Source organism: Mammaliicoccus sp. D-M19 (assembly GCF_022386695.1).
GTDB lineage: Bacteria > Bacillota > Bacilli > Staphylococcales > Staphylococcaceae > Mammaliicoccus > Mammaliicoccus sciuri.
In genome coordinates this window covers 74,333-87,580 of sequence record NZ_JAJNHW010000004.1, presented here as the reverse complement: position 1 = coordinate 87,580, position 13,248 = coordinate 74,333, and the positions used below count along the sequence as shown (strand labels likewise).

Sequence of the window (13,248 nt, the reverse complement as noted above, 5' to 3'; positions counted from 1 at the left end):
GGTTAAAACATGAAAAAATATTCGCAACTCACGTTCTGGATCATGTTATGTATGCTTGTCATAACAATTTATATATCGCTTGTAAGTGGAAAGTTACCTTTAAGTATAGAACAAATCATCACGAAACTCACAACAGGTACTGAACCTCAAGTAGATGCAGTTATTGATTTACGTATGCCAAGAATATTCATCGCGTTATTTGTTGGAGCTGCTCTGAGTGTATCAGGGGCTTTGCTACAAGCGGTATTACAAAATCCTCTAGCTGAAGCGAATATTATTGGTGTGACATCTGGTGCACTTGTTGCACGAGGTGTCATACTTATATTTTTACCTACCTTGTATTTCTATTTACCGATATTCGTCTTTATTGGTGGGGTTATACCGTTTCTTATATTATTCCTATTAGTATCACGTTATCAGATTACTCCGATAAGACTCATATTAGTAGGTGTTGCGATATACGCCATGTTAAATGGTGTAATAGAACTTTTATCTATGAGTCCTGTTATGCAGTTACCAACAGGTTTAACGATGAAAGTATGGCAAGATGTCTATATAATTGCCGTCACTTCAACAATAGGGATTATATTTGCACTCATGTTAGTAAACAAAGTGAACTTGTTATCATTTGAAGATAAACAAGCGCATAATATTGGTTTTAATATTACGAAATATCGACTTATCATCGGTTTAGTTGCTGTATTTTTAGCAAGTAGCGCAACAGCTATCGTAGGTCAATTAGCATTTGTAGGCTTAATCGTGCCACATATTATAAGACGTATTGTTGGAACGAATTATAAAAAGGTCATACCATATTCCATTATATTTGGTGCATGGCTCGTATTATTAGCAGACACGGTAGGTCGAACAATAGCGCCACCTTTAGAAATACCAGCTAGTACGATTACGACTGTAGTAGGTGGACCATTCTTGATTTACCTTATTTGTAAAGGAGCGTATGTCCATGCGAACAGAGAACGTTAGTTTCAAATACCAGAGAAAGCATATTTTTAAATCGTTAAACATACAACTCAAAAAGCACGCCATTACAACTATCATTGGACCTAATGGATCGGGTAAATCAACATTGTTACAAATATTATCACGTAATTTAGAGCCGAGTGAAGGTATTGTTTACTTAGATAATCAAGCTATTTCATCATTAAATAGAAAAACATTAGCAAGGCAGTTAGCGACCGTACATCAAAATAACCGTGCGCCAGAAGATTTTACAGTTAAAGAAGTCGTACAGTGTGGAAGATATAGTTACCAATCCATATTGAAGAAAGATATCAAACAAGAAGAAGTCATTCAGCATGTGTTACATCAACTAGAATTAGAAGACTTTCAAGATAAACCAATTAGTGAATTGTCAGGCGGAGAATTACAACGTGTGTTTATCGCAATGTCACTTGCGCAAGAACCACAATATATGTTGCTAGATGAACCAACGACATACTTAGATTTAAATTATCAATATCAAGTATTGGATATTATCAGGTCACTTAAAGAGAACTTTAATATCACCATTATCATGGTGTTACATGATATTAACCAAGCGATAGAATATAGCGATGAAATCGTATGTATACATAACAATCAAGTCATCCAAGGACCTCCAGAAGAAGTCGTAACAGAATCCTTTATTTCACGCGTATATAATATCGATGCGAAAATCATCCATGACCCAGAATGTGGCATGCTGATTTGTAAGAGAAAGGGCAGAGCAACACGTGAAAATCATCATTAAAATCATTCAAATAGCATTAGTCGCTGTCATCATATGGTCTGGATATGTCATGTATCACAATAAACAAGAAGATAAAGAAGCGGAAGAACGCTACATTCATTTACAACAAAATTATACACAAATGACAAACACTAATACCGTGCGACCACAATTCAAACAACTCAGTAACATCAACAAAGATATTATAGGATGGATACATCTAGAAGGCACATCATTGAACTATCCAATACTACAATCAAAAGACAACAAAGACTACTTAAAGAAAGACTTTGAACAACAAGATAGTAGAAAAGGTAGTATCTTTATGGATTATCGTAATACACCTAAGCACGATAAAATGAATACCGTCATATATGGACATCACGTAGGTGATAACACCATGTTTGACGTCGTAGAAAAATATTTAGATCAATCATTTTATAACCAACATAAAACGATCCAGTACGATACACAATACGGCAAATATCAATTAGAAGTTATTAGCGCCTATGAAACGACAACAAAAGATAATTACATACAAACAGACTTTAAAGACAAAGCAACATATGAACAATTTCTAGAACAAACATTAAAAAAATCACAAATCTCAACAACAACAGAAGTTAATAAAGACGACAAAATCGTCACACTCTCAACATGCGAAGATCCATATTCACTCACATCAGGACGAATCGTCGTCGTAGCCAAACTCGAAAAAGTATAAAATAGAAAAGAGGCAATAACATGTTTATGGCAGAAAATAAATTACAACTCTATAAAGGGACAGCAGACGAAACAATAGAAAGATTCTATATGAGACAAGGAATAGAAACAATAGAAGGATTCAAGAAAATGTATGTTACAAAAACAAACAACCTCGAAGAATATGACGAAGTAAAAATACTTACAATCTGGGAATCAGAACAAAACTTTAAAAACTGGTTAAAATCAGACGTATTCAAAGAAGCACACAAGAACGTACGACATAACAGAGAAGATAACGAAAGCCCTATATTAGAAAACACAGTCACAACATATACAATCGGTTATCACTTTGATAACGAGGTAGAAGCGGAAGTTATAAACCCAGCATGACATTGAAGTCATGTTGGGTTTTTTGTATTTATTTTGAGAAAAATTTAATTTTTATATTACAATTTTTGAAGTTTAAGGTGTCTTAAATATTACTTTTACGTAAATTATGTTTAATAAATTTATTTGAGAATTTTACGATTTTGAACTACTTATTTCGAGATTTTTTGAAATTTTTTTGCTTATAAAACGTTGATTTAACGGGGTTTCATTGTATTTTAAACATTTTGTATAAAAAAAGTATAGAAATTTATTGACAATAAATGGGCATTGAATATAATAAAAGTATAACCTATAACATCCCTTAGAAAGGAGGCTAAAATGTACAATATTATTAAGTTTGAGTTTTACGATATTCAGGGATTTATTACTGAAGGTAAGATTGGCATGCATAGAGTGGAGGAACTGGTGATTCCTAAAGATATTAGTTTAGATGATATTTTGGATGATTTGGATGAGAGATATGGAGAGTCTCTTAATGATCAGACTGAATTTTTCAATTCTATTTTTGTCTTTGCATGCGTGAGATTGGAAGAAGACCAAAAGCATTTTAAGATTCTTAAACGAAGTTCTGCTTTGTTTGGTGAGACGATTGAGACTATTAATGAAATTTGTTTATATTTGAATCGTCATTTTGAAGATGCGATTGGTACTTAGATTTACATTGTATTTTAGCGTTGCACATACTTTTCATAGCACACTTTATGATTTGATATTGATTGATGGTTTTTGCGAAAGAGCTTGATTTTTGATTTGATATTGTACATTTCTTCTTTTCGGATAGGTTATTATAGGTTATAAAGAGGATTTAGTGTATTTACGAAATGTATAAGGGAGTTTTAGGTTTATAATTTTTCTGGCGTTAAAAATTATATTCTTTAAGATTTTAAGCACTAAATAAGAGAAGTTTTCATAATCAATGGGGAAATCGATTATGAGTTTAGAAGATATGAATAGATAATATATTTTAATATTGATTACACATTTGTGTAATACGGAATCTATATCGTGTGAATTACATTTATTTCAGTAAAATATGGAAAAACGGAAAATAAGGCCCTTAAGGAGTGAACCTTAAGGGTCTTTGTTTACATTTTTTTAAGTTTTGTATTTATTTTTTTGCTTTGTTGAATATTGAGATACATAAATACAAACCAGATAACGAGGAATATTAATGCGAAGGTTGTGAGGCCTCCGATAAGTGGTGCTGGTTGTAATGGTATCCAGTTATTAATTGTTGAAACGATAAAGAATGTAATGATACTACCACCTAAATGAATGATGAGCTTGAATAAGAGTGGTATTTGATCGATTTCATAAACTATTGGTAGAAATCCACAAATGGCACCGAATATATAAACGCTGAAGACTGCTTGGAAGTCAATTGTTACTTCAAATATTGCGATGAATATGAGCATAATACTGCTTCCTATACCGATACCTTGTAGAATAGATTTAAAGATTTTGTTCATAATGGTCTCCTCCTTATATACCTAATATTTCAGTTAAATTTTTAACATATCTTCTTGAAATGGTTACTTTTTTATTATTGGATAAAGTTGCATATAAATTCCCTGAGAATGACGGTGATACTTTCTTGATATGTTCTATATTTACGATAGACGATTTACTAATTTGTACGAACTTCTGCTTAGGCAAAGTTTGTTGTAAGGCAGTGAGTGACATTCGAGTTGTGAGTGTTTCACTGGTTGTTATGATGTTCAGTTGTTTATCAAAAATTTCTGCAAAAATGATGTCTTCCTTTAAAATAAGTGATGTACCTTGTGATGTTTTAATACCTATTTTATGGTTGGATGTTTCAAATTGTTGAATATACGTTAATAGGTTATGACCAAGTTCCTGTTCAAAGGTTTTGATTGAAATATCCGTCGTCTTTTGTGAAGTGTCGATGTTTAGTTGAACGTTGAATGGCTCTTTCATAGCATAACCTCCTTTGCTTATATGGTATGTTGTTTCTAAAAATTTGTCAGTAGTTATGTCATAACCGGTTTAATATACGGTGTAAGTGGTTAGGTAATGATTGTATAGAAAAAGCTTCCTGAACTTGTCTTCTTGAGACAAATTGAGGAAGCTTTATTTTATATTTTTAACATGCTTCTAAAACCTCTTGCGCCATAATAAGAATCAGCGCCATTATGGTAAGTGAATACTGTGTCATACCGTAAATCACAGAATAATGCACCACCAAGGTCTCTAATTTTTGTAGGTGTTTCAATCCAGCTTGATGTTTTCTTATCAAATTCACCGAGTGTTTGTAAATGTCTATATTGTTCTTCATTAAGTAATGTAACGTTCATTTCATGAACCATGTCCATTACACTTGTTTCTGGTTTGTGTTTCTTTCTAGATTCTAATGCTGCTCTATCATAACAAACACTTCGACGGCCTTTAGGACTTTCTTTAGAACAGTCTACGAATATATAAGCATCATCTTCTAATCCTATTACATCAGGCTCTCCTTCAGTTTGTTCCATTTGATTAAGTGACCATAATTTTTCTGGATGTTCATTTAATCGTTTTTCTACATCTGACCATTCTATATTTTTATGGCGTTCTGGAAATTTTTCGAATCGTTTTTGTAAAGTTGTAAGCAGTTCAGCTTGTTCTTCTTGTGAAAGTTTTTGAGTTGTCATAAAATACCCCTTTTTTATTTTATTGTAGCAAACTATGAAGCGATTAAAAGTAATATGTGATTAGGCTTTATCTTTAGTATTTAAAAAGTCTAAAAATTCGTCTCCCCAGTCACAAATGCCATTAACAACAGGTTCTAAATCTTTACCTATTTGTGTCAAACTATATTCAACTTTAGGTGGTACGACCGGATATACAGTACGGTTTACGATATGATCGTCTTCGAGTTCTCTCAACTGTCTAATAAGCATACGCTGATTAATATCTGGTAGTTTCTTTTCTAATTCATTGAGTCTAAGAGGTGACGCTTGTAATAAATGCCAGATGATTGGTATTTTCCAACGACCCCCAATAACAGATAATGCTAAGTCTTTAGAATTATAATATTCCGTTTCTTTATAGTTAATTAATACCATAATACAACCCCATTTCTTCACTAAGTGACATATTTGTCAGTATTGCATAATTTTATACATTGTATCACAATTATAAGTATAAAGTAATATAGATAAAGGAGATATGATTAATATGAAATTACAATTAGCAATTGATTTATTAAATAAAGAAGAAGCAGCTCAATTAGCGCAACAAGTTGAGGAATATGTAGATATAGTAGAAATCGGAACACCTATCGTTATTAATGAAGGATTAGGTGCAGTAGAAAAATTAAGTCAATCTGTTAAAGATGTTCAAGTATTAGCTGACTTAAAAATTATGGATGCTGCTGGTTATGAAGTAAGCCAAGCTGTTAAATTTGGAGCAGATATCGTAACAATTTTAGGTGTAGCTGAAGATGCTTCAATTAAAGGTGCAGTTGAAGAAGCGCATAAACATGGTAAAGAATTATTAGTGGATATGATCGCAGTTCAAGATTTAGAAAAACGTGCGAAAGAATTAGATGCATTAGGTGCAGATTATATCGCTGTGCATACTGGTTACGATTTACAAGCTGAAGGTGTATCTCCATTAGAAAGCTTACGTACAGTTAAATCAGTTATCAAAAATTCAAAAGTAGCAGTAGCTGGTGGTATTACGCCAGAAACAATTCAATCTGTTGCTGATGAAAATCCAGATTTAATTATTGTTGGTGGAGGAATTGCTAACGCAGACGATCCAAAAGCAGCTGCAAAATTATGTAGAGAAATTATCGAAGGTAAGTAATATGAGCCGTTATCAATTAATATTGAATGAACTCACGCAAACATTAAATCAAGTAGACTTGAAGGATACTGAGCAATTCGTAAATAGCTTGCAGTCAGAAGTTCCAGTGTTTGTAGCAGCTAAAGGACGCTCTGCATTTGTCGCGAACAGTTTTGCTATGAGATTGAACCAATTAGGTAAGAAAAGCTATGTAGTAGGTGAAACAAGTACACCTTCTATTAAAGAAGGAGATAAATTATTGATTGTCTCTGGTTCAGGCTCAACAGCTCACTTAAAATTACTCGCACAAACAGCAAAAGATATTGGAGCGAACATCATATTAATTTCTACAAAGGAACAATCACCAATCGCTGAAATAGCAGATGACGTGATCGTTTTACCAGCAGGTACTAAATATGATGAAAAAGGATCAGAACAACCACTAGGAAGTCTGTTCGAACAAAGCACTCAATTATATTTAGATAGTATCGTAATGGATTTAATGGAACAATTAAACGTAAGTGAAACATTTATGCAAAATAAACACGCGAATTTGGAATAATAAAAGAAACCGTCTGAAATTTTCAGACGGTTTCTTACTTTTTAGATAGAGATGAGTGTTGTTGGAGGTGTGAACATTGCAAGTGAGGCGTGACAAGCAACATTCAGGAGCCCAGTATTTATCAAGACTAGTAAAACAAGATAAATAGGCGGCTTGTATTTATCAAGACTGGTGAAACAAGATAAATAGGCGGCTCGTATTTATCAAGACTAGTGAAACAAGATAAATAGGAGGCTTGTATTTATCAAGACTAGTGAAACAAGATAAATAGGCGGCTTGTATTTATCAAGACTGGTGAAACAAGATAAATAGGCGGCTTGTATTTATCAAGACTAGTGAAACAAGATAAATAGGCGCCTTGTATGTTGCAAGACATCCCAAACAAGCAACATAGAGCGCCTCGTATGTTGCAAGACTCCTCAAACAAGCAACATAGCACCTCATACAGACCTACAAACTCACTCCAGCCTCTATCTTTGTATAATCTTCATCTCTAAATTCTCAATATACTAATATAACAAACAATGGTATCACGACTGAGCTGATTAGGGCTGTTAGAATCATGCCGATTGAACTGAAGGCTGCTGATTCGATATCAGTTTCTAATATTTTGGCTGTTCCAATAGCATGTGATGCATTGCCATAAGTGAGTCCTTTGGCAATGGATGTTTGGAATTTTGCTATTTTAATAAGATATGATCCCAACATACTTCCAATTAATCCTGTACCTATAATAAACAACACGGCTAAGCTGTCTATTCCGCCAATTTGTTGTGATACTTGTACACCGACTGCTGCTGTTATAGATCTAGGCAACAATGATGCAATCATTTCTTTCGAATAACCGAATATATTTAAAATCGTAAACATTAAAATAATATTAATCGTTATCCCAACTAATACACTTGTGATAATGACTTTAAAATGTTGAACAATCATTTTTCTATATAAATAAAGTGGATATGCTAAACAGACAACTGTGCAATTTAAAAAGTCATAAATCCATTGACCCCCTACCATATAGTCGTTGTAATTATATCCAAACAACACAAGTACGCATATAATTGCAATGGATGAAACGAGTGCAGGGTGTAGGATGGTGATCTTGAATTTTTTCTGTATAAATAATGCAAATATGTACATGACAATTGTTAAAAGAATCATTAAAAGTGCTTTAATCATCATGATTGATCACCACTTTCTTCTATATGATTGCTTTTTAACATTTTCTCAGCTATGTATCCTGATGAGAGTGCAACTATGCATGTACTTGCGATGACTAATACAATTAAAAAGATAAATTGCGCGTTTATTTGGTTAACTAAATTCATAGCACCAACGATTGATGGAATGAAAAAGAAAATCATCGTACTTAATAATAAATTTGCACCGTCTTTAATCCATTCTTCTTTTATAATTTTAAATTGTAATAATAAGAAAAGTATCACAAGTCCGATAATACTACCTGCAATAGGTATGTTTAATGTTTCTTGTATCCAACTACCTAGTACGGTAATAAAATAAATCATACATATTTGGAGTATGATTTTTATGAATTTATAAATCATGACAACTCAATCCTTTTAACATTTTATGATGATATTTATTATAGAACTGATTTGGATATTTTGAAATGCTATCGGAAGGTCTTTTTATTTTTAAAAATTTACAATTAGTGGTTCAATAGACTTAACAATTAAAAGATTGGAGCGAATCATATGCCAAAATTAATTTTATGTCGACATGGGCAAAGTGAATGGAATGCGAAAAATTTATTTACAGGTTGGGCAGATGTAGAGTTATCAGAGCAAGGGTATAATGAAGCGAGAATCTCAGGTGAAAAATTATTAAAACAAAATATCGAAATAGATGTTGTGTATACATCACTTTTAACAAGAGCAATTGAAACCACATATTTATTATTGAAGTATTCTCACCAACTTTGGATACCTGTTTACAAAACGTGGCGCTTAAATGAGCGTCACTATGGTGGTCTTCAAGGTAAAAATAAAGATCAAGTACGTGAAGAATATGGTGAAGAACAAGTTCATATTTGGAGACGTTCTTATGATACAAGACCTCCAGAAGCGGATGAAAAATTACGAGAAGAATACTTGAATGATAGAAGATATGAAATGTTAGATAGAAGAATCATGCCTGTTACTGAAAGTCTTAAAGATACATTGGATAGAGTTATTCCATATTGGATAGATCATATTTCAACAAGTTTATTAAACCATCAAACGACTTTAGTTTCTGCACATGGTAATTCTTTAAGAGCACTGATTAAGTATTTAGAAGATATTCCAGATGATGAAATTTCAAACTTAGAAATCAAAACAGGCGCACCATTAATATATGAATTAGATGAATCTTTAAAAGTGATAGACAAGTATTATTTATAGGTTTTAACACAGGATAAAAGTAAAATAAAAGTTTAATTTAACATAAAGCTTTACTTTCAATCATTTATAGCGTATAGTAGGTAGCAAGTGATATTTCGAGATTAAATTAATTGGTAGTTTTATTCATAGTTAATAAAGTCCATTTAAGTTTGAAGATTGATTATTGCAAATATACGTGCAAAAGCACAATAGGAGGACTTTTATTATGAATAAAGGTACAGTAAAATGGTTTAACGCAGAAAAAGGTTACGGATTTATCGAAGGAGAAAATGGTAACGACGTATTCGTACATTTCTCATCTATCCAAACTGAAGGTTACAAATCATTAGACGAAGGTGCTTCAGTTACTTTCGATATCGAAGAAGGACAACGTGGACCTCAAGCAGTTAACGTTATCAAAAACTAATATTTAACCATTAGTTAAACACTTCATAACTTTGTTATGAAGTGTTTTTTTGTATATCTTCAAATTGGTGAACAATTCTGAATATAATCATTCGCTTTATCGGCTGTGAAATGGTTAAATAAGTATAACAACATATAGGAGGTAACGTTATGACAGAAATCCAACATTTAACAGTAGGAAGCAAAGACGCAAACATAACAATAGAGGCATTTATTAATTTTGCATGCCCATATTGTTTAAATTATTTTGCAGCAGCTGACGAAGTTTTAGAACCTTATATTAATGAGAATAAAGTACAATATATCGTCAAGCATTTTGATAAGACGAAACAAAGACTGCTCAAAGGAACTGTTGCGAATATTTATTTGGATTACGATGACCCCGAAGAAAGTTTTAAAATAGTAAGACACCTATATGAAACACAAGACGAATGGACATTGAATTTTGAAACGATAGAAAGAAAAATGGAACATGAATTAGGATTATCACCACAAAAAAATGCAGACGATCGATCCTTAGCCATTATGCAAGAAACATTTGAAAGAGGGATTAAAGGCGTGCCAACCGTTTTTATAAATGATGAAAAATTTGAATTTAATCCTGTAGAAGATGGTAAAGAGACGATACAAGAAAAATTAAGAAATGCATTAGAAGGTATATGATGAAGTGGTGAGAACGCACGAAGACTGCAAGATATAGTGCGCAAAGGTACAAAATCAGGGTGTAACGCACGAAGACTTCTGACCTAAAACCTTTGTATAGTATGCTATAAAAACCATACTATACAGAGGTTTTTTTATATTTACAGAAAATTATAAGTTGACTGAATTATTCGAAAGATATAAAATTGAAGATATTTTTAATTTTAGAGAGAAGGTATATCGTGTCAAATCAGTCATATAAACGTGATATGAAACAACGACATATTATGTTATTAAGTTTTGGTGGTGTAATTGGGACAGGGTTATTTTTAAGTTCTGGTTATACATTGCAACAAGCGGGTCCCTTAGGTACGATGTTATCTTATGTGGTTGGTGCTATTCTCGTGTATCTCGTTATGCTATGTCTCGGACAATTAGCGATTGAACATCCGGTGACAGGTGGATTTCATGTATATGCTTCAAAATATATACATCCTTCAATAGGATATATAGTCGCTTGGTTTTATTGGTTAACATGGACAGTAGCACTTGGTTCTGAATTTACGGCAGTGGGTATTTTAATGCAGAAGTGGCTACCGGATGTACCTGTATACATATTTTCAAGTATTGCGATTATACTTGTCTTAGCTTTTAATATTGTATCTACGAAATTCTACGCTGAAGTTGAATTTTATTTTTCTTTAGTGAAAGTCTTAGCTATCATACTGTTTATTTGTTTAGGCGCTCTCACGTTATTCGGGCTTATTCACTACAGTGGTTATAGCGGTCTAGATACAATTAAATCACGATATACGAATCCAACATTTCCAAATGGTTTAGGCGCCGTATTCTTAACGATGTTAGCTGTTAACTATGCATTTAGTGGTACTGAACTGATAGGTATTGCAGCAGGTGAAACGAAAAATCCTAAAAAAGTAATTCCGAAAGCAATTAATGCAACGTTATGGCGATTAATTATTTTCTTCATTGGAACGATGGTTATTATTTCTATTCTCATACCGAGTTATCAAGGGAAATCATTAGAAAGTCCATTTGTTGTTATCTTTCAAAATATGGGTATCCCGTATGCTGGTGATATTATGAATTTAGTCATTATTACCGCATTATTATCAGCGGCCAATTCAGGGTTATATGCAGCTAGTCGAATGGTTTGGAGTCTTTCAAATGAAGGCATGTTCCCTAATTATTTTAAGAAACTAAACAAACATCAAATGCCGATACGCGCTACTATTTTTAGTATGTGTGGTGGTTTACTGGCATTATTCTCAAGTATTTATACTGCGGATACATTATATATCGTACTTGTTTCTATAGCAGGTTTAGCTGTCGTAATCGTATGGATGAGTATTTGTTTATCTTATTTCAATGCGAAACGAGCAAATAAACATTTGAAAATTCATCAAAGTGTACCAATCATTGGCTTTATACTTTGTTTAGTGTCATGTATTGGTATGATTTTTGATCCGAATCAATCACCAGCATTATATTTCGGTATTCCGTTTGCGATTATTGCGATTGTATTTTATTTTGTAAAATATCATAAAAAGGACGGTCAGATCATTGAGACTTCTGAATAAAATTAAACAAGAACGCACTTTAGTATTAGATGGTGGATTAGCCACAACATTAGAAGGTTATGGATGTGATTTGAATTCGTCATTATGGTCTAGTGAAGTAATCATTCATGAACCTAATAAAGTGAAACAAGCGCATCAAGCATTTACAGATGCAGGTGCTGATATTGTATTAACAAGTACTTATCAAGCAAGCTTTGCTACATTTGAATCTATTGGTATGCAAACGTCAGAAATAAAACATTTATTTGATGTTGCTGTCGAACAAATAAAAGCATCTGTGACAGATGAACAAGTTATAGTAGGCAGTTTAGGCCCATACGGCGCATATTTAAGTGATGGCTCAGAATATACTGGAGCATATGAAGTATCTATAGAAGATTATATTGACTTTCATCAAGCACGTATTCAAGCACTTATTGATAGAGGTATATATGATTTTGTATTTGAAACGGTGCCTAACTTTAATGAAATTAAATCAATCGTTGAACATATCATTCCTCAATATTCAGATGACATCACATTCTGGATATCATGTACCGTAAGTGATGAAGGTAATCTATCCGATGGTACTGAATTTGAGACAGTATGCCAATATATTAAAGACTATGAAGAGCGACTGCCTGTATTTGGCGTGAATTGTTCAAAGATTGAAAGTGTTGATAAAGCAATTAAAAAGGGATTAACAGCATTACCACAAGTCATTGCTGTTTATCCGAATGGTGGTAAGACATTTGATCCAGTAGAAAAAGTTTGGGTAGGTCAAGGAGATCATGCATTGCTTGCTCAAAAGTCTAAAGAGTGGATATCGCAAGGCGTTCAAATAGTAGGTGGATGTTGTGAAACAACGCCACAAGATATTCAACACATACATCAAGCTATTAAATAAAGTGTATAATTTCTCTATTTGAGTAATGATGAGGCATCTTGAGATGTCTCATCATTTTTGTATGTATGACTCTCTAAAGTACTGCTGTTATAGGGATTATAAGATTTTTGAATAATAATCATTTTTTTATGAAAGCC

Annotated in this window: 18 protein-coding genes; 12 read left to right on the top strand and 6 right to left on the bottom strand. The window is 32.8% G+C overall.

Translation table 11 applies throughout. The annotated features are described in order from the left end of the window. Positions 1 to 9: 9 nt before the first annotated feature. The 5 genes from LQ675_RS10090 to LQ675_RS10070 all read left to right on the top strand — a co-directional run bounded on the left by LQ675_RS10090 (position 10) and on the right by LQ675_RS10070 (position 3,478). Positions 10 to 984: a FecCD family ABC transporter permease gene (locus LQ675_RS10090; protein ID WP_075578398.1), complete on the top strand. Its 975-nt coding sequence runs from the start codon at positions 10 to 12 to the stop codon at positions 982 to 984. Beyond that, a complete protein-coding gene (locus tag LQ675_RS10085; RefSeq protein WP_239727832.1) occupies positions 965 to 1,750 on the top strand; it encodes an ABC transporter ATP-binding protein in 786 nt (261 codons plus the stop codon). Before LQ675_RS10090 ends, LQ675_RS10085 begins: the two co-directional genes overlap by 20 nt. Next, positions 1,734 to 2,453, top strand: coding sequence for a class B sortase (gene srtB, locus LQ675_RS10080; RefSeq protein ID WP_048540720.1), 720 nt, complete (start codon positions 1,734 to 1,736; stop codon positions 2,451 to 2,453). The genes LQ675_RS10085 and srtB overlap by 17 nt, the downstream gene beginning before the upstream one ends. Before the next feature lie 20 nt (positions 2,454 to 2,473). Continuing rightward, positions 2,474 to 2,824, top strand: coding sequence for an antibiotic biosynthesis monooxygenase (locus LQ675_RS10075; RefSeq protein ID WP_239727830.1), 351 nt, complete (start codon positions 2,474 to 2,476; stop codon positions 2,822 to 2,824). Positions 2,825 to 3,142: 318 nt separating this feature from the next. Next, positions 3,143 to 3,478 (top strand): hypothetical protein, encoded by a 336-nt coding sequence (locus tag LQ675_RS10070; RefSeq protein WP_058592234.1) that lies wholly within the window; start codon positions 3,143 to 3,145, stop codon positions 3,476 to 3,478. Positions 3,479 to 3,909: 431 nt separating this feature from the next. Here LQ675_RS10070 and LQ675_RS10065 read toward each other — a convergent pair whose 3' ends face one another. The 4 genes from LQ675_RS10065 to LQ675_RS10050 all read right to left on the bottom strand — a co-directional run bounded on the left by LQ675_RS10065 (position 3,910) and on the right by LQ675_RS10050 (position 5,889). Then, the gene (locus tag LQ675_RS10065) at positions 3,910 to 4,293 is read right to left on the bottom strand and encodes a DUF3021 domain-containing protein (RefSeq protein ID WP_048539982.1); all 384 of its coding nucleotides are present in this window, start codon (positions 4,291 to 4,293) and stop codon (positions 3,910 to 3,912) included. 13 nt (positions 4,294 to 4,306) lie between these two features. Beyond that, the gene (locus LQ675_RS10060) at positions 4,307 to 4,762 is read right to left on the bottom strand and encodes a LytTR family DNA-binding domain-containing protein (RefSeq protein WP_239727828.1); all 456 of its coding nucleotides are present in this window, start codon (positions 4,760 to 4,762) and stop codon (positions 4,307 to 4,309) included. 158 nt (positions 4,763 to 4,920) lie between these two features. Continuing rightward, the gene (locus tag LQ675_RS10055; RefSeq protein ID WP_048539983.1) at positions 4,921 to 5,475 is read right to left on the bottom strand and encodes a DUF4256 domain-containing protein; all 555 of its coding nucleotides are present in this window, start codon (positions 5,473 to 5,475) and stop codon (positions 4,921 to 4,923) included. 60 nt (positions 5,476 to 5,535) lie between these two features. Further along, positions 5,536 to 5,889 carry a winged helix-turn-helix transcriptional regulator gene (locus LQ675_RS10050; protein WP_037589866.1) on the bottom strand — a complete coding sequence of 118 codons (354 nt, stop codon included), beginning with the start codon at positions 5,887 to 5,889 and terminating at the stop codon, positions 5,536 to 5,538. A gap of 112 nt (positions 5,890 to 6,001) precedes the next feature. On the opposite strand from LQ675_RS10050, the gene hxlA reads away from it, so the two are divergent. Together hxlA and hxlB are read left to right on the top strand one after the other, a co-directional pair. After that, entirely contained in the window at positions 6,002 to 6,634 is a 633-nt protein-coding gene (gene hxlA, locus LQ675_RS10045; protein WP_025905795.1) for a 3-hexulose-6-phosphate synthase, read from the top strand. A gap of 1 nt (position 6,635) precedes the next feature. Beyond that, positions 6,636 to 7,175 (top strand): 6-phospho-3-hexuloisomerase, encoded by a 540-nt coding sequence (hxlB, locus tag LQ675_RS10040; RefSeq protein ID WP_048539985.1) that lies wholly within the window; start codon positions 6,636 to 6,638, stop codon positions 7,173 to 7,175. Positions 7,176 to 7,676: 501 nt separating this feature from the next. On the opposite strand, the gene LQ675_RS10035 is transcribed toward hxlB, so the two are convergent. Together LQ675_RS10035 and LQ675_RS10030 are read right to left on the bottom strand one after the other, a co-directional pair. Continuing rightward, positions 7,677 to 8,360 (bottom strand): LrgB family protein, encoded by a 684-nt coding sequence (locus tag LQ675_RS10035; RefSeq protein ID WP_048539987.1) that lies wholly within the window; start codon positions 8,358 to 8,360, stop codon positions 7,677 to 7,679. After that, positions 8,357 to 8,743, bottom strand: coding sequence for a CidA/LrgA family protein (locus tag LQ675_RS10030; RefSeq protein ID WP_048539989.1), 387 nt, complete (start codon positions 8,741 to 8,743; stop codon positions 8,357 to 8,359). The genes LQ675_RS10035 and LQ675_RS10030 overlap by 4 nt, the downstream gene beginning before the upstream one ends. Before the next feature lie 150 nt (positions 8,744 to 8,893). Between LQ675_RS10030 and LQ675_RS10025 the strand changes: the two genes are divergently transcribed. The 5 genes from LQ675_RS10025 to mmuM all read left to right on the top strand — a co-directional run bounded on the left by LQ675_RS10025 (position 8,894) and on the right by mmuM (position 13,111). Then, entirely contained in the window at positions 8,894 to 9,580 is a 687-nt protein-coding gene (locus LQ675_RS10025) for a 2,3-diphosphoglycerate-dependent phosphoglycerate mutase (RefSeq protein ID WP_048539991.1), read from the top strand. Between the two features lie 205 nt (positions 9,581 to 9,785). Continuing rightward, positions 9,786 to 9,986: a cold-shock protein gene (locus LQ675_RS10020; RefSeq protein WP_025905033.1), complete on the top strand. Its 201-nt coding sequence runs from the start codon at positions 9,786 to 9,788 to the stop codon at positions 9,984 to 9,986. 149 nt (positions 9,987 to 10,135) lie between these two features. Continuing rightward, positions 10,136 to 10,648, top strand: coding sequence for a thioredoxin domain-containing protein (locus LQ675_RS10015; protein ID WP_048539993.1), 513 nt, complete (start codon positions 10,136 to 10,138; stop codon positions 10,646 to 10,648). A 248-nt stretch (positions 10,649 to 10,896) separates the two neighbouring features. Further along, on the top strand, positions 10,897 to 12,225 hold the full coding sequence (locus LQ675_RS10010) for an amino acid permease (RefSeq protein ID WP_048540109.1): 1,329 nt from the start codon (positions 10,897 to 10,899) through the stop codon (positions 12,223 to 12,225). Continuing rightward, positions 12,209 to 13,111 (top strand): homocysteine S-methyltransferase, encoded by a 903-nt coding sequence (mmuM, locus tag LQ675_RS10005; RefSeq protein ID WP_048539994.1) that lies wholly within the window; start codon positions 12,209 to 12,211, stop codon positions 13,109 to 13,111. Before LQ675_RS10010 ends, mmuM begins: the two co-directional genes overlap by 17 nt. Positions 13,112 to 13,248 lie beyond the last annotated feature (137 nt).